The organism is Limisphaerales bacterium (genome assembly GCA_014382585.1).
In the GTDB taxonomy this organism is placed as follows: domain Bacteria; phylum Verrucomicrobiota; class Verrucomicrobiia; order Limisphaerales; family UBA1100; genus JACNJL01.
On sequence record JACNJL010000028.1, the window covers coordinates 70,235 to 93,864 of the forward strand.

Genomic DNA, 23,630 nt, shown 5'->3' on the forward strand with positions numbered 1-23,630 from the left:
CGAGTCCGTACGCGACTAATACCGGTAATGTTCCGGTTTGTAAGGCCCCCCGACGGGCACGTTGATGTAGTCCGCCTGCTCCTGAGAAAGCTGCGTGAGCTTGGCTCCGAGTTTGTCGAGGTGCAATCGTGCCACTTCCTCGTCCAATTTTTTATCCAACAAATACACGCCCACCTTGCGATCAGGATTTTTCCGGATGTCAATCTGCGCGATCGTTTGGTTGGTAAAACTGTTGGACATGACAAAGCTCGGATGACCCGTTGCGCAACCGAGATTGATGAGACGGCCTTCGGCCAACAAATAAATCGAGTGTCCGTCGGGAAAAATGAAGCGCGTAACGGGACCGCCCGGGATGGAGTCGTCCTTGATTTCTTCGCGCGTGACGCCTTCCATTTCGCTGAGCGCGGCCACCTGGATTTCATTATCAAAATGTCCGATGTTACAGACGATAGCTTGATCTTTCATCCGCGCCATCTGATCGGCGGTGATGATGTCTTTATTGCCGGTAGTGGTAACGTAAATATCCGCGATTGGCAGTGCGTCTTCTACCGTCGTCACTTGATAACCCTCCATGCACGCCTGCAACGCACAGATGGGATCGACCTCGGAAACCAATACCCGCGCGTGTTCGTTCGCGAGTGCCGCTGAGGACCCTTTGCCCACGTCGCCATAGCCGCACACCATTGCCACCTTGCCGGAAACGAGCACGTCCATCGCACGCTTGATGCCGTCCACCAGCGAGTGTCGGCAACCATACACGTTATCGAATTTTGATTTGGTCACTGAGTCGTTGACGTTGATTGCCTGGAAGAGCAACTCGCCCCGCTCTTCCATTTGCAGCAAGCGATGCACTCCGGTGGTCGTCTCCTCTGACACACCTTTCATTGCCTTCGCTACCGGCCCCCAATGCCCGGGCTTGCCGGCATATACCTTTTTCAACAGTGCCTTGATGACCGCTTCCTCTTCGCTCTCAGAATCGCTGTTCACCCAATCGCTGCCATTCTCCAAATCCACGCCTTTGTGAATGAGCAAAGTCGCGTCGCCCCCGTCGTCCACAATTTGATCCGGCCCGGAACCGTCCGGCCACGTGAGGGCGTTCCAAGTGCAGTCCCAGTATTCCTCAAGCGTTTCGCCTTTCCACGCAAACACCGGCACGCCCGCAGCCGCGATCGCCGCGGCGGCGTGTTCCTGCGTGGAATAAATATTGCACGAGCACCAGCGCACATCCGCACCGAGCGCGACGAGCGTCTCGATGAGCACCGCTGTTTGAATCGTCATGTGCAGCGAGCCCATTACCTTCACTCCCGCAAGGGGTTGCTCAGGCCCGTACTTTTCGCGCGTGGCCATAAGTCCCGGCATTTCCTTTTCGGCTATGTCGATTTCTTTGCGGCCAAAATCGGCCAAGCCGATATCACGCACTTTGTAGTCTGTTTTGGTTTCTTCGCGTGTCGCAGTCATTATGAATCTCTATTGAACAGCCTTTTTCAAAGCCGCAACTTTATCAGTCTTTTCCCAGGTGATATCTTTGTGCTTCTTTCCGAAGTGACCGTAATTCGTGGTAAGCCCATATATCGGCCGAAGCAATTTGAGTTGCTTCACGATGTCCGCCGGTTTGAAATTAAATACCCGATTGACCGCCCTCAGAATTTTTGCCTCGGACACTGTGTTCGTGCCAAAAGTTTCGACGTGCACCGAAACCGGTTTCGGATACCCAATCGCATACGCAAACTGAATTTCACAGCGCGCAGCCAACCCGGCGGCCACAATGTTTTTGGCAACGTAACGCCCCATATACGCCGCGCTGCGATCCACCTTGCTGGGGTCTTTGCCGCTGAATGCACCACCGCCGTGGCGCCCCATTCCCCCGTAAGTATCAACGATGATTTTACGACCCGTGAGCCCGCTGTCACCTTCAGGCCCGCCGACCACAAATCGTCCGGTGGGGTTGATGAGTAATTGTGTATCGCGCGCGAGCATTGGTTTTGGGATAACTTTTTCGATGACTTGTTTGGTGATAAAATCCCGAATGGTTTTGTTTGTAGCGCTCTCCGCGTGTTGCGTGGAGACGACTACACTCGTCACTTTCACCGGCTTGTCGTTTTCGTAGCGGATCGAAACCTGCGTTTTGGCGTCGGGCCGCAGCCATTTGGCTTTGCCCGCTTTGCGCAACTTGGTGAGCTGGCGTCCAAGGCGATGCGAATACATGATTGGCGCGGGCATCAATTCTGGCGTTTCGTCACATGCGAAGCCAAACATCAACCCTTGATCTCCGGCGCCCTGCTCCGCCGTGGCTTTACCGGCTGCTTTTTTGGCGTCCACGCCCTGGGCGATGTCCGGGCTTTGGGCGGTGAGGTAATTATTGATGAACACTTTGTCCGCGTGAAACCCATCGTCATCATTCACATAACCGATGCCGCGAATGGCAGCGCGGATGACTTGTTCGTGATCGAACTTCGCCCGTGTGGTGATTTCGCCGCCCACACACACGATATTGCTCTTCACAAAGGTTTCGCACGCCACACGACTGTGCTTATCCTGCGCAAGGCACGCATCAAGGATGGCATCGCTGATGGTGTCGCACACCTTGTCCGGATGCCCTTCGCCGACGGATTCAGATGAGAAAATATAACTGTTGGCCATAATTTGTTTGGAATAGTCGGACGAATCATATTACGCATTGACGTATCCGGATGGGATGATATATAAAATCACCCAGCCGTCAACCGGTTTTTATCAACAATGACGCAAACACTCAAATGCCTGAAAGCTCTTGGAGACGCGACACGCGTCCGTTTGGTGGCGTTGTTGCAGCGCGAAGAGTTATCAGTGAATGAGTTGCAGCAAATCACTCGCCTCGGCCAATCTCGCATTTCAACGCACCTTGGGCTGCTGCAGGAAGTGGGGCTATTGGCGTCGCGCAAAGAGGGCAAGCGCAGTTTTTACTGCATCAACCCCAAGGCCCCCACAGAAGCGAATGCCTGCCTCGAAATAGCGCTTAACGGCGCCTCAGAAATCCCCGAACACTCCACCGACCTCACCCACCTCAAGCGCGTGCTCGCTGAACGCAATGATCAAGCGAAACTCTACTTTAATCAAGTCGCCGGGCGGTTTGACCGGCAGTACGGACCGGGGCGTTCGTGGCAGGCGTTTGCCCAAACCTTGCTGCACCTTATGCCGCCGATGGACATCGCCGATCTCGGCTCCGGCGAAGGGCTACAAGCGGAGCTGCTCGCCCGTAATGCGCGCCGCGTCATTTGCGTGGATAACTCCAAACGCATCGTGGATTTTGGCCAGCGTAAAGCGAAGAAAAATGGGCTCAAGAACCTGGAGTTTCGACACGGCGATATTGAGAATCCGCCGCTCCGCGCCAAGAGTGTGGATGTGGCGTTACTCAGTCAGGCGCTGCATCACGCCGAGCATCCCGAAAACGCCATCGCCGCCGCGCATCGCATCCTGCGACCGGGCGGACGGATTTTGATTCTTGATTTGTTGGAACACGATTTCGATCAGGCACGCGAATTATACGGTGACCGTTGGCTCGGCTTCCCACAAAACAAACTGCACGAATGGCTTGGATCGGTGAAGTTTAAAAAAATCGAAGTCAACGAAGTTGCGCGCGAAGCCGAACCGCCACATTTTCAAACCCTACTGGCAACGGCAGTAAAGTAGCAACCTACAGCAACCCCTTAAGCCGGCCAGTGCTATCACCCATTCGCTGCGCAGGCGCACCCATAATGTCGAGCATGTTAAGGAACAGATTTGCCATCGGCGTTTCTTTAGGATAAACGGCATGACGCCCGGTCTTAATCGTGCCGTTAGCGTTACCCGCAAGCAACACGGGCAAATCATGATGAGTATGGCGATTACCATCCCCAATCGCGCCGCCATAAACAATCATGCTGTGATCGAGTAACGTCTCGTCGCCTTCTTTAATACTCTTCAAACGATCGAGAAAATGCGCGAAGAGTTCACAATGGTAACGATTGATTTTTATGAGGTCCGAAATGTTCCGGCTGTTATTACGGTGATGGGATAGGCTGTGGTGCCCCCCCTTGACGCCGAGGTGGGGATAGCTACGATTATCGCCATCGTGCGCGAGAAGATACGTGGCGATGCGTGTGGAATCGGTTTGGAATGCCAAGGCCATCATATCGGCCATCATGCGCACGTGCGCGCCAAAATCACGCGGCTTACCGGTCGGCTTGCTGAAGCCTTCAGGCAATTCCACGGAGGCAGTCGGTGAACCGGTGACTCGCTTTTCGAGTTCCCGCACGGAGGTGAGATATTCGTCGAGCTTGCGCTTGTCGGTGTAGCCTAGTTTTTTTTCCAACGCCTTGGCGTCTTCCAACACAAAATCGAGGATGCTCTTTTTGTAACGCTCCCGCCGGATGCGGTTTTCGTTTTTCTCGTGGTGATTGCCGTTGCTGAAAAGCCGCTCGAAAACCAAACCCGGATCGGATTCCGGCGGCAATGGCGTGCTCTCACTTTTCCATGCGAGATTAAATTGATACGCGCAACTGTAACCCGAATCGCAATTACCGGACATACGCCGACCGTCACTACTGAGTTCCAACGAAGGCAGTCGCGTTTTATTGCCAATGATCTGCGCGGCCAATTGATCCACCGAAACCCCCACGCGAATATCCGCACCGGATGTCTTGCGCGCTTGGCAGCCGGTGAGGAATGTCGCATTCGCCCGGGCATGGTCTCCTGCACCGTCACCATTGGACCGCGCCTTGGTGTGTGCCAATCCGCTAAGAACAAGCAAGTCCTCGCGATGGGCCTTCAATGGTTCGAGAATATGCGAAAACTGAAAATCACTCCCCTCCCCCTTCACGTGCCACTTCTCCGGAATCACGCCGTTGGGAATGTAAATAAACGCCATCCGCGTCGGAAATTTCACGTTACCCGCCGCCAAAGCCCGCGCCGGCAACATCGCATCAAAAGCCGGCAAGGCCAAAGCCGTGCCCAACCCACGCAAAAAAGTGCGCCGCGGAATATGTGTTGATCGATTCATCACTCCTTAAACTTGACGAAAGATACACCGGAATGCTTCAAAAAACAAGAAGGGAGCGGGGAACACCCAAAACCAAAGCCCCAATTACCAACCGAATCCAAACGATGGGTCATTCACCCTCTTCTCCCCTCTTCATATCAAATGGCAAACTCTTCACGATACCGTTCACCATTGTCTCGAACTTAAATCCATCGCGTTCCATTTGTTTCATAATGCCGTCGACGGCGCGTTTGTCGTAAAACTCTAAGCCGCGGCCGAGGGCAAAGGTGAGCATTTTCTCGGTGAAACAGCGCACGAAGAGGTCGCGCTTGCGGAGTGCGAGAATTTTGCGCAGACCGGTGGCGTCGCGGAATTTTTCGCCGGTGTCGAGTTGGGAGGCGGCGTTGATAGGTGCGCCGTTATCCAATGTACGCCAGCGGCCGATGGCGTCAAAATTTTCAAAGGCAAATCCGATGGGATCCATCTTTTGGTGGCACGAAGCGCACACGGGATTTTCACGGTGCTTCACCATTTGCTGGCGCAAGGTTCCCTTTAATTCTGCGGAAGAGCTCAAATCTGGAACATCATCGGGAGGCGGAGGGGGCGGCGTCCCAAGAATATTTTCGAGCACAAAATTGCCTCGCTTCACTGGCGAAGTCCGATTGGGGTCTGACGTGAGGGTGAGCACGCTCGCGTGCGTAAGCACACCACCCCGCGGGGTGCCCTTGAGTGACACACTTCGAAACTGGCCGCCCTTCACATTCTTGAGGCCGTACCAAATTGCCAAGCGCTCATTCACAATGGTGTAATCTGAATCCAAAAATTCCAACACGCTTCGGTTGCCGCGCATCACGTGCATAAAATAAAGTTCCGTTTCCTGACGCATATCAGCGCGGAGTTCATTGTTGAAAGCGCCAAAAACCCGTCGATCTGGCTGCGCTATTTCCAGATCACGTAATCGCAACCATTGACCGGTAAAATTGGCCACCAAAGCCTGTGATTTATTATCCCGCAACATTCGGCGAATTTGAGCGGCCAAATTTTTTCGCAACTGACCGCGGCGAGCCAAGCCCAGTAATTCATCGTCGGGCATGCTGTTCCAAATAAAATAAGATAGACGCGAAGCGAGTTCATATTCATTGAGCGAACGTACCGCCTTGGGGTTATTCGGTGCGCCATCAAATTCCCAACGAAATAAAAATTGCGGTGACACCAACGTAGCCGCAACTGCCATGCGGATCCCATGCTCAAAGCTGCCGCCTTCGTCCACCACCCGTTTGGCCAGCAACATCAACCGCTGCAGTTCCTCAGGTTTAACTGGCCGACGATAGGCGCGCGTGAGAAAAGCTCGCATAAACTCCTCCGCCGCGTGACGCCGTTGGTTACGTGGGATGGGATATTGAAAATAGGACTTCTGAAACGCGGTCGGGACAACCCGTTCTTCAGCATCCGGCACGGCCACGGTTTGCGCCGCTATTTTTTCTGCAGCTGCAAAATATTTTTCCAACAACAGCGGCGACATCGAAAGCACGTCACCAATATTATCGAAGCCGTAACCGGCATCGTCCGCAGGGAAATCTTTTGCCGGCTTAAAATCCACCCGCATCAAGTCCCGAATGGTGTTGTTATACTCCGCGCGATTGAGCCGCCGCACTGTTACGCGGCCGGGATCCGGTGGTGAATTGTGGTAAAAAGTGTCCAGCGTGTGCCGCGTCCAATGAACCAGTAACTCGCGTTGATTTGCATCGGGTTGCTGTTTTTTGTTTTTCGGAGGCATCTCCTTGGCAAGGACCAGCTTTCGGATTTTTTCCCAAACCTTATAACCACGATGAACATCTGACGCAGTCTTGAATTCATCCAATGAAAAATCGCCCTTTGCCTCCCCATCACCATGACAACTGAAACAGTTTTCCTTAAGAATGGGCAGGATGTTCTTCTCAAATGATACCTTCGCCAAATCCGCCGCAGTCACGGAAGCGGCAAACAGCATAAATAAAATTAAGTTGGCGAATTTCACTCCTCGAAAAGTCTACCCCACAGACGAAGGTTCATGGAGCGTTGATTCAAATTTTCTCACCCGAACAATTCCCGGACCGGCTGACCATGGTCCGTGATGGGAACGGGACGTTCGCCGGCGTAGAGGTTTTTATGGGGATTGATTCCCAAAGCGCAGTGGATGGTGGCAAAGAGATCAGGAACAGAGACCGGTTTTTCGACAATGGTTTTGCCGAGGTCATCGGTGGTTCCCACCGCACGCCCATTATGCAGCCCCCCACCGGCCAAGGCAACGGTGAACGCTTTGGATTGGTGACCGCGTCCGCCGCCGGCATCGAATTCAGGCGGGCGCCCGAATTCGCTGGAGACGACAATCAGCGTTTTGTCGAGCAGCTTGTTGGCCCTCAAATCTTTAATCAGTGTGGCGAGTGCTTGATCAAGTTGCTGGATAAGAATGTGCTGTTTGAGTTGTCCGTCGTTGTGGGTATCCCAGCCGGTGCCGTTAATAAAATTGAGATTGAACGAAACTTCCAAAAACCGTGTACCGCGCTGAATCAGCCGCCGGGCCAACAAACAGCGCTGGCCGAATTCGCCGCCATAAGCGTTACGTAATTTGGCAGGCTCGGATTTCAAATTGAACGCACTCATGAACTCCCCGCCGGCAAGCGATTGTGCCTCCGTAATTACGGCGTTGTAGCCTGCGATCGCAGCATCCTTTGCATTGCGCTTGAGGTAATCACTGCGCAATGTGTTCAGCAACCGGTCGCGATCCGTTTGCCGGGCGATGGGTATATCTTTTGGGCGGGTAAGCCCCGCCGGACCGGCCTTTGTGTCAGTGAGATACACATAGCTATGTTTCGCGCCGAGAAACCCTGGCCCGCGCGTGAGGTTTGGGTAGCCCATCACCACGTACGCGGGCGCGCTGTCCACCGCCTTGCCGCGTTCGTGCGCCACCACCGAGCCGATGGAGGGATACACAATTGTGCCACTCGTGGGTCGACCAGTGTGCATCTGATTGGTAGCCGCGGCGTGTTCGTCGATGACATTATGATTCACCGTGCGCAACAGTGAAAAATGCTCCATCAAACCCGCGCATTGTTTGAGGTGCTCGCAGACTTGAACGCCCGGAACGGTTGTGTCGATGGGATCATAATAGGAACCGGCTTTTTTGAGTTTGGCGTCGCCTTTGCGTTTGGGATCCCACGTGTCCACGTGACACGAGCCGCCACCGAGCCAAATAAAAATGCAATGCTCGGCTTTGCCTTTGGGGAATTTTTTTGGGGCCGCCAAGGCATTGGGCAACACCGCTGCGCCCAAAGCGGAAGTCGCGAGAAATTGTCGCCGGTTATAATTTGTTTCGGTCGTCTTCATCGTATTCAGTCGTTTCCGGACTCGCAAGCTCGTCCCTCCATTTCATGCACGCCATTGGAGGGACGAGCTTGCGAGTCCGTTTTGTGCATCTCACTCTTCATCACGGGATAAAAATAAATTCGGGCGAATTGACCAGTGCATAAATCACATCTTCGATTTGCTTGCGCCAGCCAGCACGCAGACGTTTCGTGGGCGGATCCCCTTCGAGCGCTAAACGCTCAAGTTCAACTTTGATGCGGTTCGAATCGGATGACAAATGATTGTTCCACGAAACGTCCAGCACCTGCTCACGAGACTCCTTTTTCTTGGCACCCTCCAAAACCCGAAAGGCAAACGTCTGGCAAATGTGATCGTGCATCATTGCGCGTTCTTTCGGGTTTGGTGGACGCGATAAGATTCGCAAATAAATTTGCTCCAACAATTCTTGAGTGTTGAATTCCTGCAGAGCCAACTCCGTAAATGCGCTGTCATCTGAAAGTTGCGTGATACGGCGACCCACGATGCCGTTGGCCATGAGGGCGGGTTGGAGAACGTTGGGTTCATGGTCGCGTTTGGTGACGGCGTCTTGCCGGGCGTCGCGCCAGCCAAAGGTTGAAAGAATATCAACAACGCTTTGCGCTTTAGGCAGAGCGAGCGAGGGCCGATCGCGTTCATTTGACAATGAAGTAAATTCCCACGCGCGGCGTGGATGACCGAGGTTTAAAAAAACATTGATCGCGCCACGACCGTTCACGTCGAGCGTGAGCATTTCTACTCCCATTCGTTTTCCCGCCACTGCATAGAGCGAATCGATGAGCTGTTCGGCCGACATACGGCGCCGGGCCGGCCCCACAAAAAGTCGAGTTTCAGGTTTACCTGCAGACGCAAACCCAACATCGATTTGCCGTTGGTACACATGCGAATTCATGATGAGCCGTGCGAGTTGCTGCAAATCATATCCACTCCTGACAAATTCATGCGCCAACCATTCCAGTAACGCAGGATGCGACGGCTTGGCCATTTCCCAATCGCCTGCGCGCTCCACAAGTCCCCAACCCAGATAACGCTGCCACACGCGATTGACGGTGACCTTGGCGAAACGATCACTCTGAATTTCAGTGATGAAGGTGGCCAATTGCGCGCGCGAGTCGGCGTGGATTGGCGCAGTGAGTTTGTTGCTTTTGAACGGCCACGCCGCTGCCACTTTGGTTCCGGGCTTGAGCGTGACTTCGACACGCGGTTTGCGGACGCCTTCGATCATTGGAACACTGCTGGTTTTCGGTACTTCGAGAGGCGCGCGCTGCAGCATGGCGGCGATACTGAATAAATCTTTCTGATTGAAATTATGAAACGGCGCGTCGTGACAACGGGCACATTTCATTTGCATGCCAAGAAAAGCCTGGCCGAGCACCTGCGCCTTGGCGGCCATCGGCACGTCGTTTTGCGTGGCCACACCGAACCCCGCCGGGCCACCGTAAAAACTACTCCCCTCCATCATCACCAATTCGGTGACGAAACGATCCATCGATTTGTTGTCCTGCAAACTTTCGTGAATCCAAAAACGAAACGGGCCGGTGTTGTTGAGTTTGGGTTTGAGAATGTTCGGATTTTCTGCCAACACATCCTGCCAGTAACCCGTCCAGTGGTCAGCCCACGCGCGATTGTTTTCTAACAGCCGATCAATCGCGCGCGCGCGGCGGCCCGGTTTTTGGTCCGCTTGAAACTGGGCGATCGTTTTTGGTGAAGGCACCACACCATTGGCGTCCAGCGAAACTCGCCGGAGAAAAGCCCAATCGTCGGTTAACGCGGCGGGACGCCGCCCCGCTGCGATTAATCGGGCATTAATGAAATGGTCGATGGCATTGTTCGCGGGATGCCCCGGAGTGCCATCTGGCACTGGAACTGATTGATTTTGGGCCACCCGTTCAAGCGTGCTTAGGTGCCGTTTTTTCCATTTTTCTGATTCCTCAATTCCAATCGTGGCGCGGGCGGCTTGATTAAACACACGAATCGCTTCCTGTGTTTTCTCGGCGTAATCAATCCAGTTGCCATCGGTCAACGCGATGTCGTGAGTCGGCGAAAGTAGTTTGAACGGTGCGCCGTCGATTGAAATGCTGACAGATAAATCGCCTGTTTCAGGTCGCTTACCTTTGCCGCCGATGAAGGCTTCCAACAGGAAAAAATGCTGACTGCCCAATGATTCGAATCCCACAACAACCTCCTGCATACCCGGCCGCAGGAAACGCGTGTGCCCTCCGTGATCTTTCGGAGCGGTGGACACTTTGCCGTGAGCGCTGGTGCTGCCGTAACCGGTTTCTAATTGTGCGATGTTTTTCCCATCCACAAACAATCGCGAACGTGTCCGCGAGCGGAGCAATATCCGATGTTTGCCTTTCGGCACATCCACCCTTGAGGCCGCACGCAATAGCAGCGAATCAGACCACTGAACAATGAGCGCCTTGGAATTGTATTTGCTCGGTATAAAGGGAATCGCGAACGACGATTGCCCGAACATCGCCTGCGCATCGGTGGCCGCGTAATTCCAATCGCTGCCCACATTTTCGTGGATGGTGATGGCTACTTGGTCAATTGGCACGTCTTCCCGCTTGAGTACAAACTCGCGGCCGGCACTGTTGAAACGGCTCGCGATGCGTTGCGGTGAAAGCGCTTGTCGATAAATCGCAACCTCATCGAGCCGTCCCACAAATGGAATCCCCGCCGGCCCCGGCGCTGACGCACCGATTCGCAATTCGTCGTCATCCACAAACGGTGCGCGATCCGTTTGGCCACCCATATCCCATGTGCCTGTGGCTGGCTTGCCGTCGAGGTAACCGCGGATGCTGTCGCCTTTGCCAAAGGTGTAGGTCACCGCAATGTGATGCCAGTCGCCGCGATCGCTCAGTGCGTCAGTGGATGTCCATCGGTGCCACGAACTCTCGCCCGAATTAGTTGCGTCACGAAATAAGAACGAAAGCCCGGTGCCGCCCTTCACGCCCACCAACCGTAACGCATAGTTTTGATTGTTGGTCGCAAACCTTTTCTGGCCCGTGCGCCCCTTGCCGATAACGTACATCATCCGCCCACCCGCCAGCGGATCCGGGGAGACCCACGCTTCCAGCGTAATTGAATCGCCCTTTGTGAAATCCAACGCGCTTTTTTTACCCGGATCAATCACCCGCACAAAGCCACCATTCGCCGTCAATTGCAGTGCCCTGTTGTCTTTGGAGAAATCAGGATAAAAAATCGGGCGCGGCCCTGACGGATGTTGAGCCGACAGTGTTGCATTTAATTTTCCGACCAAAGATTTCACCGGCAAATCAACCGACTCCCCGAAACGCCAATACGCCACTGGCTTGTCCGCCAGAATTTTTCCGGAGTAAGAATCCGCCACCGCAACGAGCGGAAGCAACGCGATGAAAAATACCCATTTCATCCGCCAGCAGTGTCGGAGTTTATGACAATAATTCAAGACCAAACGCTCCGCCGGAAAATGGCGGGCGTATTTAAGCCTTGTCGCGAATGTGGAGCCACGTGTGCACGTGCGGTTTTCCACGGAAATACCAAAGCATCGCCGGGCCTTCCACTTGCCAAACGTCCCACACTTCGTCCTTACCAATATTTTCATTTTTGTAAAAGGCGATGTGCAGATTATCGAACCCGTTTTTCTCGATGAGCTTGATTGATTCCGCCGCATCCTTTTCGCGGAACGGCGCGAGCATGTCTTTCATCACCGAACGCATGAGGCCCTGTTGATCCTTGCTCATGTCGGCGGTGCGCAGGCCGGGAAGGCCTTCTTTTTTGCCGGTGAGCTTCACCGTGCTGGTGCCTTTTTCGCCACGCGATTTGCCGAGCAGCGCTGCCTTGCGCTGCTTGCCGTCCAGCGCTTGGAAAAGTTCATTCGGTCGTTTGGCTTGGAACCAGTAAGCGTTGCCTTTGTGGTCGGCTTTTTCATTGAAGCCATCAGCGGCGTGCCCATAAAAAATCGGGCCGCCGAATGCTGCGCCGTCGAGCGAGTCGCCATCGCACCGCCGCGTGACGTGGCGACCGGTGAACACCAACTCAAACTTGCCTGTGCCCGGTTTTCCAAAAATCGCGATTGCGCTGTCATCAAAGCCGCCCGGCGAATCTTCCACCACCTGATCATAAACCGCCTTGCGATATTCGTCGCTGTGAAGGCCGTTGAAGATTTGTTTCACAAGATCGATTTGGTCATCTTCCATATCGCCAACGGCGAGTTTCTTTTGGATGTGCCAGTTGTTCTCCACGCGATTACGTAGCGGATGCTCCCACGCAAAACAAACCGACTTGCGCTGTTTTTCGCTGAGCGTTTTGTAGAGTTGCGTGGTCAACGTCTCCGGCGCGGAAAGGTTTTCGGCCAATGCATGGGCCATCGGAGCCGTGGCTGCCAAGGCCATGCCAGCACCGGCGGCTTGCAGGAATTCGCGCCGTGAAGTTTCACAGCAATCGAGAGCGTCAATGTGAGGGGTGGTTTTCATAATCATTTGAATGAGTTTGTTTAGGGGATGTGAGTACTACTTGCGACGTGCGGGGATGATTTCCAATTCGACTTTTTTCTTGGCGCGGAGAACGGTGATTCTAGTTGCCTTGCCGACCTTGATTGCGCCGAGGACGGCGGTGTAGTCGTAGATGTTTTTAATCACTTTGCCATCGAATTTGATGACGATGTCACCCCCTTTGATCCCGGCTTTGGCAGCGGGACCTCCGGCGCCGACGTCGGTAATGAGCAGGCCCTCCACATCGGAGGAGTAGTCCGGAATCACGCCGGTGTAGGCGCTCATATTTCCGCGGGCGGGGGCGGCAGTGCGCTTCACTTTGATGTAGTCAGGGCGTTTCATATCACCGGCAAGATCAAGCAGCAGGCGACCGGTGAATTGCGCGATACGCTCCATGCCTTCGTAGTTGAGCGTAGCCGGATCGTCGGTGGGCTTGTGATAATCTTTATGTAGGCCAGTGAAGATGGCGAGGGAGGGAACGCCTTTGGGATCGATGGAACCATTGTCGGTATTCTGAGGTGGAGCATTTTCCAGCTTGAGGCCGAAGCCGGCGGCAACGTTCCGTTTCTCAATGAGTTTTTTCCAAACACTGGAGGTGCCTAATCCTTGGACGATGAGTTTGTTGTTATTCAGGCGGCCCACCATATCAAGATTGACGTAAGCGGCAACCTGCTTGAACGGGATGATGGGATTTTTTGCATATTGAGCGGAGCCGATAAGGCCAAGCTCTTCGCCGGTCCACCAACAAAAGAGAATGCCGCGCTTGAATTTTTCCGGATGTTTTTTGCGTTCCTCAGCAAGCCACGCGGCCAATTCAAGAAGCGTGACTGTGCCGGAACCGTTGTCATCTGCGCCATTATGAATGCGGCCGGGGTTGCCGCCTTTGGGGTTGATGGAGCCGTCGTTGTAGCCGAGATGATCGTAATGCGCGCCGATCATTACATATTCTGGATTCTTGGTTTCCACGCCGGGCGGCAGGATGGCAATGATGTTTTTGTCGTGTCTTTGAACTTGTTTGAGGGCACTGGTGACGCGGATTTTTACACCGGGCAAATTAAACCCAAACGGGGCATGCGGGTTTTCCTTATCGAGGGCAGTTTGGATTTTTTTGAGACTCCCCTTCCCCGAGGGTGCGAGGAGTGCATCGGCGAGTTTGTGGCTGCCGGAAATGGCAACTACACCGCTACTGGCGGAGCGACGGATGTAGTTTACTGGGATCAGTTTGCCGGCGTTGTCAGAATTAGGGCCGGCAACAATGATCACGCCTTTCGCACCGTGCTTCCGCGCGAGAGTCGCTTTGAGCTGGAGCGCGGCACTGCTCATCAGTTTCCTCCGGCGTTCAGGCTTTACGTCTTCCGGCACATAACGAAGCACCAGCACCACCTTGTTGGTGCAATTGAGCCCAGCGTAGGAATCGTAACCAATCCCCGGTTTGCCCGCGACGCCAAGCCCGTAACCGGCGAAAACAACTTCCGAGTCGACGGTGTTGTTCACAGAAAAAGCCATCGGATTAAAATCTTTGCCGAGCTCAAACCTTGTCTCTTTGCCGTCCTTGCCTGTGATGACGAGTTCATTTTTACCTTTAATAATATCGACGCCGTATTTGAATGACATCGGATGCGTGTAAGTGCCCTTTGCATCGGCGGACTTAAGACCAAGTGTTTTGAGCCGACCGATAATGTACTCGCGTGCTTTGCGAATTCCCTCGGAACTGGTATCGCGGCCTTCAAATGCATCGGAGGCAATAATTTCAATTTGCTTTTTAAGGTCTCCCTCTGAAATGTCCGCCCCCAATTCGGCGGCCTTTTCTCCAGCACAATTTTGATCAATGCCGCATCCCTCCACTTCAGGTGCTACAGTGCGCTTGGGCGCCTTCCCCAACGCGGCGAGCGCGGCAGAGTGGTCCCAACGGGCGATGAAGAGTTGCGACATTTTGTCCGCCGTGCGGTTGGAGGTCCACATCAACTGCTTGCCGTCAGGGGAAAATACCGGCAACCCATCAAAGCCATCGGTATGGGTCACACGCACCGGTTTGCGGGTTCCAGCAGCATCCACCATATACACTTCAAAATTAGAAAAACCGAGTTTGTTGGATGCGAAAACCACGTACTCGCCGCTCGGATGAAAATACGGCGCCCATGACATGGCTTTGAAATCGGTGAGCCGCTGAATATCCGAGCCGTCAGTATTCATGGTGAAGACGTCAGCGGTATCGCCCTTTTTGGTGAAGTGTCGCCAAATAATGCGTTTGCCGTCCGGCGAAAAAAACGGTCCGCCATCGTAACCCTTCATAAATGTGAGACGTTTTTGGCCGGAGCCATCAGCGTTCATAATATAAATCTCCCCAAAATAAGAGACATCCACTTTGAGACGTGCCTGCTCTTTCGCTGAAAGTTTAACGTCGCCATAGGCGTCACGGATTGAACAGAACACAATCTGTTTTCCGTCCGGCGAATAGGCTCCCTCCGCATCATAACCCAGAGCGGTGGTGAGGCGTTTCGGGGCAGTGCCATCGCGCTTGAAAGAAAAAATGTCCATCTGCTCATCGTAATCCCACGAGTACCGGCGCGTCTTGCCGGAGGCGCGAAAGTCCAATTCCGATTTTTGCTTGGCCTTCGCCTCAGGATCCACATGAGAACTGGCAAAGAGAACCTCATCACAATTCGGGCGAAAAAACGCGCAGGTGGTTTTACCATGACCGGGCGACACGCGGACCACATCGCCGCTTTGCATATCCATCGTATAAATCTGGTAAAACGGATTATGTTTTTCGCGTTCGCTTTGGAAAATGATGTGCCGACCATCGGGCGAGAAATAGCCTTCACCACTTCGCCGACCTTCAAGAGTGAGCTGGCGCACGCGAGAAAGGAAATGCGCCTCGCCATTGACAACATCTGCGGCCGGAAGATTGCCACCCAGAAGGGCTAGAATCAGAATTGTTTTTTTCATAGTAAGAACACAAATGGACACGTTCACCCGGAATTTATTCAGGATTCTCCGCAGATTATTTTTTTTCAATTCGGCTAATTTTGCCAAACAAATGGCCGCCCACTTTGCCGTGTTTCCACGTGCCGGCGTATTTGTCACCATCAATCACCACGTGCGCACTGAAGGTGCCGAGGCCGGGAATGGACAGATTATCCATCGAAATCACCGGCGTATCGCCCGCCCACTTGATGGGCAAGGGCATTGGCAGCGTGATATCCGTTTTGCCATATTTCACCCGCGCACGGAACAGGAACAAATCACCCTTGCCGATTTTTTTTACATTGAGGATCGTGTACTCCTCTTTTGCCGGCGCGCCTTCCCGTCCGTCGATGGTAAACGAACCTGTAAATTTTGTACCACTGAGTTGTTTCTCCAATGCGGCGAACTTCTCCTTTTTCGGCACGTCATCGGCCCAACTCGATCCCGCGCCAATCATCAGCGCCAACATTGCTGTAAATGCTTTCATCCGCCCATCATCGGCACTCCACGCCCAGGCGCAAGCGCAATCATTGCCACTTGGCAGGAATGTCGCCTACCGCTAGAGTTTGGCCATGCAAATTCGAACTTTGATTCTTCTTGGCTGCATCCTGTTTTCAACCCTTTTGCCCGCTGAAAACTGGCCCCGTTTTCGAGGTCACAACGGAAACGGAATCTCCGCGGATGCAATTCCGGTTCAATGGAAGGATTCGAATGTGCAATGGAAGACCCCTCTACCCGGCACGGGCCATGGTTCTCCAGTGGTTTGGGGTAAAAAGATCTTCCTGTTGTGTGCCGATCAAAATACTGCTGCCCGCACCGTGGTTTGTGTGAACGCTGAAGACGGCGTGATCCTCTGGAACCACGCGCACGCCGCCGGCAAACACAAACACCACAAACAAAACAGCTTCGCCTCCAGCACGCCAACAGTCGATGGAGAACGGGTCTACTTCAGCTGGGGCACCCCTGAACAGCTTACGATCGCAACCTACACATTGGCAGGTAAACTGGCTTGGGAAACCCATCTTGGCCCGGTGAAAGGCGGACATGGGTTTGGCGCATCACCCATTCTCCACGAAGGTCTTGTTATTTTGAATAATGATCAAGACGGCGAGAGTTCGCTTATCGCGCTCGATGCCCGCACCGGTAAAGTAAAATGGAACACACCCCGCCAAAGCAAACGACTGACCTACTCCACGCCGGTCCTATTCCGTGACCAACTCATTTTCACCAACTGGACACACGGCATTACCGGCATCGACCCCGCCAATGGAAAGGTGTTGTGGGAAAACCGGGTGTTCCCCGCTGCCTCAAATGAACGCGCCATTGGCTCACCCATCGTCGCTGGCAATTTAGTGATCGGTTCATGCGGTTTTGTTACCAAACTCAAACACGTCGTCGCCCTGCGGCCCAAAGGCAAATTGATGGAAGAAGTGTGGCGCATTGAAAAAAGCGTGCCGCATATTCCCACCCCACTGGTTTTGGGCGAAAATATTTTTCTTTGGAACGACCTCGGCGTGGTAACTTGCGCGGAAGTCGCCACCGGTAAAATCCGCTGGAGCGAGCGCGCCATTCGCAGTGGGAAATTTTTTGGAAGCCCCGTGGCTGCCGATGGAAAAATTTACTGCGCCGAGGCCAGCGGAACCATCGTCGTTCTTCGCGGGGACGGCGAGTTTGAGCCATTAGCCCAAAATGACCTCGGTGAAACCTGCCACTCCACCCCTGCCATCGCCAATGGAGCGATGTATGTTCGAACTTACCAAACCCTCTTCTCGATCAGTAAATGACCATGCAAACTCGCCGTAATTTTCTGCAAACCGCTCCGGCCCTCGCTGCACTCCCGGTCATCGCGGAAGACAAAAAACTCCCCAAAGATGAGGGCCTCACTTTGGGCTTTAGTTTGTACGGGATGAAAACGCTAAAGACCGGCGATGCGCTTATGCGACTGAATGCGATTGGATACGATTCAGTGGAGTTTTGCCTCCACTCCGGCTGGGATACCGCGCCGGACAAACTGACCGCGCAGCGACGGCGCGCATTACGCGCGTTACTTGGGCACTTCGAGCTGACGCTCACAGCATTGATGGTGAACTGCAGCCTCGCGGGAAACCAAAAACCGCACCACGAAACACTCAAACAAGCCGCGCAAGTAGCACACGACCTCGCGCCCGATTCACCGCCACTGATCGAAACGGTGATGGGCAACGGCAAATGGGATGCCGTGAAAAATCAGTTTCGCGATCACCTCGGCGGCTGGGCGGAAGTTGCCAAAAAAACGAAGACGCTTCTCTGCATAAAACCCCACCGTTTCGGCGCGTGCAATTTACCCGAGCACGCCGTGTGGCTGTCCGAACAAATCAAAAGCCCATGGGTGAAACTCGCCTATGATTACAGCCACTTCGCCCATCGTGATTTGTCCCTGGAAAAGACCATCCAACTTATGATGCCGCACACGCGCTTTATCCACGTGAAAGACACCGTGCTCAAAGAGGGCAAGCCACGCTTTGTGCTCCCCGGCGAAAGCGGCCAGATCGATTACCGCAAACTCCTCCGCCTCGCCCACAAGGCCGGTTACCGCGGCGACATCAATGTCGAAGTCAGTGGTCAAGTTTGGAGCCAACCCGACTACAACCCCATCGCCGCCGCCCTAAAAAGCTACCGCCACCTGGCCCCGGCGTTTGAATAGAAAAACCCCCGCCAAAATGACGGGGGTTTTGAATTTATGGTGGAGCCGAACAGAATCGAACTGATGACCCCCACAATGCCATTGTGGTGCTCTACCAACTGAGCTACGACCCCACGGAGGCGCGGAGTATGCGGATGCTTTAGGTGGGCGTCAAGCCCTACATCCCAAGCGTCTCACGACCCGCATCGCTGATCATGCCTTGGTTCCACGGCGGATCCCAAACAATTTCCACATCAGCGGAAGCCACGCCCTCGAGCGTAAGAATTTTGCTTTGAGCATCCGCCGCGATCGTGGGGCCCATGCCGCAACCTTGAGCGGTGAGCGTCATCTTCACGGATACTTCCGTGCCTTCGCTGCCTTCCCCCAAAGCGGTATCATAAACAAGACCGAGGTCGACGATGTTCACAGGGATCTCCGGATCGTAACATTGCTTCAACATCGCGAGCACGCTTTCGACAGTCACCGGCCCATCAGCTGCATCAGCGCCAGCCGCCGCGGCCACGTCGAGCCCAAGCGCATCAGCATCCTGCGCGCCAACCCGAAATAGCCCCACCCCTGCTCGCACGGTGTATGTGCCGCCAAGAGTTTGAATGATGTCCACCCCCGTCCCTTTGCCGAGCGTAATGGTGTCACCGCCGGGTATTTGTACTGCATCACAGTCACGTTTAAGCTCAACCGATTCCATACGCGGAAAGTAACATATGCTTTCCGGCGCGACAAGATTGCAGTAATCTCGGTGGGTGGATGTCATTCAACTACGGAAGGTAAGTAAATCGTTTGGCGATTTAAGCGCGGTGGATGACCTTTCGCTGTCCGTGCCCCGCGGGTGCATCTACGGCTTCATCGGCCCCAATGGTTCCGGAAAAACCACCACCCTGCGAATGTTGATGAGTATTCTCCGGCCGGACACCGGTGCGGTGGAGATCCTCGGTGAACTCAATCCGCCCGCAGCCAAGGATTCTGTGGGTTACCTCCCTGAGGAACGCGGCCTCTACAAAAAAATGAACGTGCGCCGCCTGTTGCGCTATTACGGCAAACTCAAAAACGCCGGCCCGCAATTGGACGCCCGCATCGACGAATGGCTTGAGCGCATGGCCCTCACCGATTGGGCGGAAAAATTAGTCGAAACCCTCTCCAAAGGCATGGCACAAAAAGTGCAATTCCTTTCCACCATCATCGCCGAGCCAGAAATTATCATCCTCGATGAACCCTTCTCCGGACTCGACCCCGTAAACCTCGAGGTGCTCCGCGAAGCGGTGGTGACCCTTCGCAAAAACGGCGCCACCATCATCTTCAGCACCCACGACATGGCCGTAGCCGAGCGCATGTGCGACCGTATCCTCATGATTTATAAAGGACACAAAGTGCTCGACGGCACACAGGAAGAAATCCAAACCGAGTACGGGCAGGACACCCTCCGCATCCGCACCACCGCCGGCGCGGCCGCGCTCAAGAGCTTGGACGGGGTGGAAGACGTACGGGATCACGGCCAGTTGCAGGAGGTGCGCTTCACCGGCGACACCCAACAACTCCTTCACAAACTGCTCGCCCTCACTGAAGTGCACCACTTCGAACAAACCCGCCCTTCCCTGCACGACATTTTTGTACGCATTGCCAAGCCCGAACCGGATGAGGAGGAAACGCCATGAATAAAATGCTCCTCATCGCGAGCAACGAATTCTCGGCGTTCGTCCGCTCCAAAGCCTTTATCATCAGCGTGCTCTTCGCGCCGGCGATCATGGGCGTTTCCGTGCTCATCCAAAAAGCGGCGAACGACCACGTGGACACCACCGAACGGAAATTTGCCATCATTGATTCCAGTGGTCAACTGGCCAACCCACTCATCACGGCAGCCCACGCACGGAATGATGCACTCGCGGCCACGACCGATCGCCAAGCGCTGGGCGGCCCCTTCACACCAGAGCTTGCCCAAGGCCACCCATTGCCTGAACTTCGCCTCAAATTATCCGAACGCATTCGGAGCGGGAACCTCTTTGCCTTTATCGAAATCCCCGCGAACATTTTACAAACCAACGCGACACCGGACGCCGTCCGCTATTTTTCCGATGAGCCCACCTATCGCGACCTACCGCGCTGGTTGAAGCAAACCCTCACCGCCGAAGTCCGTGACCGGCGTTTTGCCAGCGCACGCATCTCCCACGCGGCTCGCCAATTGTTTCGCCAGTTGGATGTTTCAGTGAACATCGAACCTATGGGGCTGGTGGAACTCCATTCCCAATCCGGCCAAATTGAAGACGCCCAAAAAGTCGACAAAATCCGCGCCTTCATCGTTCCCATTGCGTTGATGGTTTTGATGTATGTCATCGTACTCACCAGCACCCCCAACATCCTCAACTCCGTGCTTGAAGAAAAAATGAGCCGCATTAGCGAAGTCCTTCTCGGCTCCGTTTCGCCCACCCATTTGATGCTCGGCAAACTCATCGGCTGCCTGTGGATCGCTGCCATTCTTGCCTTCCTTTATCTCGGCAGCGCGCTGACCGCCGCCCACTATCACGGCTATGGCGATGCCGTGCCCCCGGCGCTCCTCGCCTGGTTTGCCGCGTATCTGCTGCTTGCCATTTTCTTTTTCGGATCCCTCTTCATCGCCATCGGCGCGGCCTGTACTGATATCAAAAGTGCTCAAGCCGCGATGATGCCCGTAATGATGCTGGTCATCATGCCGCTAATGGCTTTCCCCATTATTTTGAAGAACCCAAACGGCAACCTCGCTGTGGGGCTCTCTTTGTTTCCACCTGCCACGCCCTTGATCATGACCCTCCGCATCGCCCTCCAGCCCGGGCCGCCGCTTTGGCAACCCATTCTCGCGCTGGTGCTCACTTGTGGAACCACGCTGGGCATTGTTTGGGCGGCAGGCAAAGTGTTTCGCACCGGGATCCTGATGCAGGGAAAATCCGCCAGCCTCCGCGAAATGTTGCGCTGGGTTCTAGCGAAATAAATCAGGAAATAATCTCATGCGCCACGTTGCCGTGCACATCAGTGAGCCGAAAGTCGCGCCCCGCGTGGCGAAAGGTCAATCGCTCGTGGTCAAACCCCATTAAGTGCAAAATCGTCGCGTGCAGGTCGTGAACGTGCATTTCATTTTCCACCGCCTTAAATCCAAATTCATCGGTGGCACCATATGCCATCCCGCCGCGCACGCCGCCGCCGGCCAACCACATACTGAACCCGTGATGATTGTGATCGCGCCCGTTGATTTTTCCCGCATTTGATCCGGCCTTGGGCAGCTCCACCGTGGGCGTACGGCCAAATTCTCCGCCCCACATCACCAGCGTATCCTCAAGCAAACCGCGCTGTTTTAAATCAGTCAGTAACGCCCCAATTGCCTGATCACATTGCCTGGCAAGATTGCGATGATTCACCTCAATGTCATCGTGATTATCCCACGGCTGGCTGTCACCGTGCCAAACCTGCACGTAGCGCACCCCGCGTTCCACCAGCCGCCGAGCGATGAGAATTTGCCGCGCCTGCGTGGTGTTGCCGTATAATTCGCGGATGCGTTTTGGCTCGCGATTGATGTCAAACGCATCGCTCGCTTCCATCTGCATACGGTACGCGAGCTCAAAGGAATGAATGCGTGCTTCAAGCTGCGCTTCATTTTGGCGCGCCTTCGCGTGACGTTTATTTATGCGGCGCAACAAATCCAGCTGCCGCCGTTGTTGTTCCAGCGTCATTCGCGGATTACGGATGTGCTGGATTAAATCTTCAACCTTGCGTTTGCGCGTATCGATATAAGTCCCTTGAAATGCCCCGGGCAAAAACGAGCACTGCCAGTTTTGAGATTCCTGAATCGGATAACCGGGGCACATCGCAATGAAGCCCGGCAGGTTTTGGTTTTCCGTACCCAATCCGTACGTGAGCCAGGATCCCACGCTCGGTCGGGTGACAATGGATTCGCCGCAGTTCATCAGCATCAACGACGGTTCGTGATTGGGCACATCCGCGCGCAAACTGCGCAGTACGCAAATATCATCCATATGCTTCGCCGTATGCGGAAAAATCTCGCTCACCGGCAAACCGCTTTGGCCGTGCCGCTTAAATTTGTACGGCGAAGGCAACGCCGCACCGGTCTTCCGTTCGGTGGGTAAATTAGGGGTCGGCAACATTTTGCCGGCGTACTTTGCCAAGGCCGGTTTGGGATCAAACGTGTCCACGTGTGATGGCCCGCCGTTCATAAATAAATGAATGATGCGCTTGGCGCGCGGCCGGAAGTGCGATGCCTTGGGCGACAGCGGATTCGCCTCGGCCAGCATGCCGCCCAACCCAAGTGCGCCAAGCCCAATGCCGGCGCGCGCTAAAAAATCCCGGCGCGTGTAGCCGAGATGTTCCAAATTGAAGGGATGATTCCCCATCGGCAAAAGATCGCGCGCGCGCCGCAAAAAGTCGACTCTTACTGTTGAATAAAGTAGCTGAGGTTTTCCAATTCGATGGCCATGTTCACATTATTCACCGTCACCTCGTCAGGCACCTGCAACACGGTGGGCGCAAAATTCATAATCCCCGTTACGCCCGCCGCCACCAAATCATTGGTCACTTCCTGAGCCTCCTCCGGCGGCACACAAAGAATGGCCATCCGCACGTGATTTTCAGTGATGTACCAACTCAGTTTTTCCATCGGTAAGATCGGTTGTTTCACCCGCTTGTCCCGCTGGCGATCGTGCTGCACATCAAATGCCGCGTGCACACCAAACCCTTCCTTTTCGAAGCCGCGATACGAGAGCAACGCCTTGCCCAGATTGCCAACGCCGACCAAGACCACCGGCTGCAGATGATCCGTGCCCAGTAAATCCGCGATCATCTGAATGAGTTGTTCCACATCGTAGCCCAACCCGCGCGTGCCGAATTGGCCGAAGTACGCCAGATCCTTGCGCAATTGCGGCGATTTCACTCCGGCCGCTCCCGCCAACGCCTCGCTGCTGACGGTTTGAATTCCATTGGCCAACAGCCGCTGCAAACAACGCGTATAAATCGACAATCGATAAACCGTTTTACGCGGAATTTCCGGTCGCGCATTGCGCCCATTTTTTTTTGCAGCCATTTGTGGATATTCTTTGATGAAAGAACCCTCATCTTCTCGAACAGAACCGTGAACGGTCAAGGCAAATGG

General features: G+C 54.3%; 17 protein-coding genes and 1 tRNA gene. 5 read left to right on the forward strand and 13 right to left on the reverse strand.

The features are described 5' to 3' along the window. Positions 1-15: 15 nt before the first annotated feature. Together H8E27_04940 and H8E27_04945 are read right to left on the reverse strand one after the other, a co-directional pair. On the reverse strand, positions 16-1,458 hold the full coding sequence (locus H8E27_04940) for an adenosylhomocysteinase (GenBank protein ID MBC8324953.1): 1,443 nt from the start codon (positions 1,456-1,458) through the stop codon (positions 16-18). 9 nt (positions 1,459-1,467) lie between these two features. Further along, positions 1,468-2,640, reverse strand: a complete 1,173-nt coding sequence (locus tag H8E27_04945) for a methionine adenosyltransferase (protein MBC8324954.1) — start codon at positions 2,638-2,640, stop codon at positions 1,468-1,470. Between the two features lie 99 nt (positions 2,641-2,739). Here H8E27_04945 and H8E27_04950 point away from each other — a divergent pair, with 99 nt between their 5' ends. After that, a complete protein-coding gene (locus H8E27_04950; GenBank protein ID MBC8324955.1) occupies positions 2,740-3,669 on the forward strand; it encodes a metalloregulator ArsR/SmtB family transcription factor in 930 nt (309 codons plus the stop codon). A gap of 4 nt (positions 3,670-3,673) precedes the next feature. On the opposite strand, the gene H8E27_04955 is transcribed toward H8E27_04950, so the two are convergent. The 7 genes from H8E27_04955 to H8E27_04985 all read right to left on the reverse strand — a co-directional run bounded on the left by H8E27_04955 (position 3,674) and on the right by H8E27_04985 (position 16,309). Continuing rightward, the gene (locus tag H8E27_04955; GenBank protein ID MBC8324956.1) at positions 3,674-5,017 is read right to left on the reverse strand and encodes a DUF1552 domain-containing protein; all 1,344 of its coding nucleotides are present in this window, start codon (positions 5,015-5,017) and stop codon (positions 3,674-3,676) included. A 109-nt stretch (positions 5,018-5,126) separates the two neighbouring features. Further along, positions 5,127-6,986, reverse strand: coding sequence for a DUF1592 domain-containing protein (locus tag H8E27_04960; protein ID MBC8324957.1), 1,860 nt, complete (start codon positions 6,984-6,986; stop codon positions 5,127-5,129). 83 nt (positions 6,987-7,069) lie between these two features. After that, complete coding sequence (locus H8E27_04965) at positions 7,070-8,362, reverse strand: DUF1501 domain-containing protein (GenBank protein ID MBC8324958.1); 1,293 nt, start codon at positions 8,360-8,362, stop codon at positions 7,070-7,072. A gap of 100 nt (positions 8,363-8,462) precedes the next feature. After that, on the reverse strand, positions 8,463-11,774 hold the full coding sequence (locus tag H8E27_04970) for a DUF1553 domain-containing protein (protein ID MBC8324959.1): 3,312 nt from the start codon (positions 11,772-11,774) through the stop codon (positions 8,463-8,465). Between the two features lie 70 nt (positions 11,775-11,844). Beyond that, positions 11,845-12,837: a DUF3500 domain-containing protein gene (locus H8E27_04975; protein MBC8324960.1), complete on the reverse strand. Its 993-nt coding sequence runs from the start codon at positions 12,835-12,837 to the stop codon at positions 11,845-11,847. Positions 12,838-12,873: 36 nt separating this feature from the next. Continuing rightward, a complete protein-coding gene (locus H8E27_04980; protein ID MBC8324961.1) occupies positions 12,874-15,804 on the reverse strand; it encodes a M28 family peptidase in 2,931 nt (976 codons plus the stop codon). 55 nt (positions 15,805-15,859) lie between these two features. Then, a complete protein-coding gene (locus tag H8E27_04985; protein ID MBC8324962.1) occupies positions 15,860-16,309 on the reverse strand; it encodes a hypothetical protein in 450 nt (149 codons plus the stop codon). A 226-nt stretch (positions 16,310-16,535) separates the two neighbouring features. Between H8E27_04985 and H8E27_04990 the strand changes: the two genes are divergently transcribed. Both H8E27_04990 and H8E27_04995 read left to right on the forward strand, forming a co-directional pair. Further along, positions 16,536-17,606: a PQQ-like beta-propeller repeat protein gene (locus H8E27_04990; GenBank protein ID MBC8324963.1), complete on the forward strand. Its 1,071-nt coding sequence runs from the start codon at positions 16,536-16,538 to the stop codon at positions 17,604-17,606. A 2-nt stretch (positions 17,607-17,608) separates the two neighbouring features. Then, positions 17,609-18,505 carry a sugar phosphate isomerase/epimerase gene (locus tag H8E27_04995; GenBank protein ID MBC8324964.1) on the forward strand — a complete coding sequence of 299 codons (897 nt, stop codon included), beginning with the start codon at positions 17,609-17,611 and terminating at the stop codon, positions 18,503-18,505. A 37-nt stretch (positions 18,506-18,542) separates the two neighbouring features. Here H8E27_04995 and H8E27_05000 read toward each other — a convergent pair. Together H8E27_05000 and H8E27_05005 are read right to left on the reverse strand one after the other, a co-directional pair. Further along, positions 18,543-18,618, reverse strand: a tRNA-Ala gene (locus H8E27_05000). Between the two features lie 44 nt (positions 18,619-18,662). After that, complete coding sequence (locus H8E27_05005) at positions 18,663-19,190, reverse strand: DUF59 domain-containing protein (GenBank protein MBC8324965.1); 528 nt, start codon at positions 19,188-19,190, stop codon at positions 18,663-18,665. A gap of 55 nt (positions 19,191-19,245) precedes the next feature. On the opposite strand from H8E27_05005, the gene H8E27_05010 reads away from it, so the two are divergent. Next, a complete protein-coding gene (locus tag H8E27_05010) occupies positions 19,246-20,154 on the forward strand; it encodes an ATP-binding cassette domain-containing protein (GenBank protein ID MBC8324966.1) in 909 nt (302 codons plus the stop codon). Next, complete coding sequence (locus tag H8E27_05015; GenBank protein ID MBC8324967.1) at positions 20,151-21,461, forward strand: ABC transporter permease; 1,311 nt, start codon at positions 20,151-20,153, stop codon at positions 21,459-21,461. The genes H8E27_05010 and H8E27_05015 overlap by 4 nt, the downstream gene beginning before the upstream one ends. A gap of 1 nt (position 21,462) precedes the next feature. Here H8E27_05015 and H8E27_05020 read toward each other — a convergent pair whose 3' ends face one another. Both H8E27_05020 and H8E27_05025 read right to left on the reverse strand, forming a co-directional pair. Next, positions 21,463-22,875, reverse strand: coding sequence for a DUF1501 domain-containing protein (locus H8E27_05020; protein ID MBC8324968.1), 1,413 nt, complete (start codon positions 22,873-22,875; stop codon positions 21,463-21,465). A 38-nt stretch (positions 22,876-22,913) separates the two neighbouring features. Continuing rightward, positions 22,914-23,561: a redox-sensing transcriptional repressor Rex gene (locus H8E27_05025; protein MBC8324969.1), complete on the reverse strand. Its 648-nt coding sequence runs from the start codon at positions 23,559-23,561 to the stop codon at positions 22,914-22,916. Between the last annotated feature and the right edge of the window lie 69 nt (positions 23,562-23,630).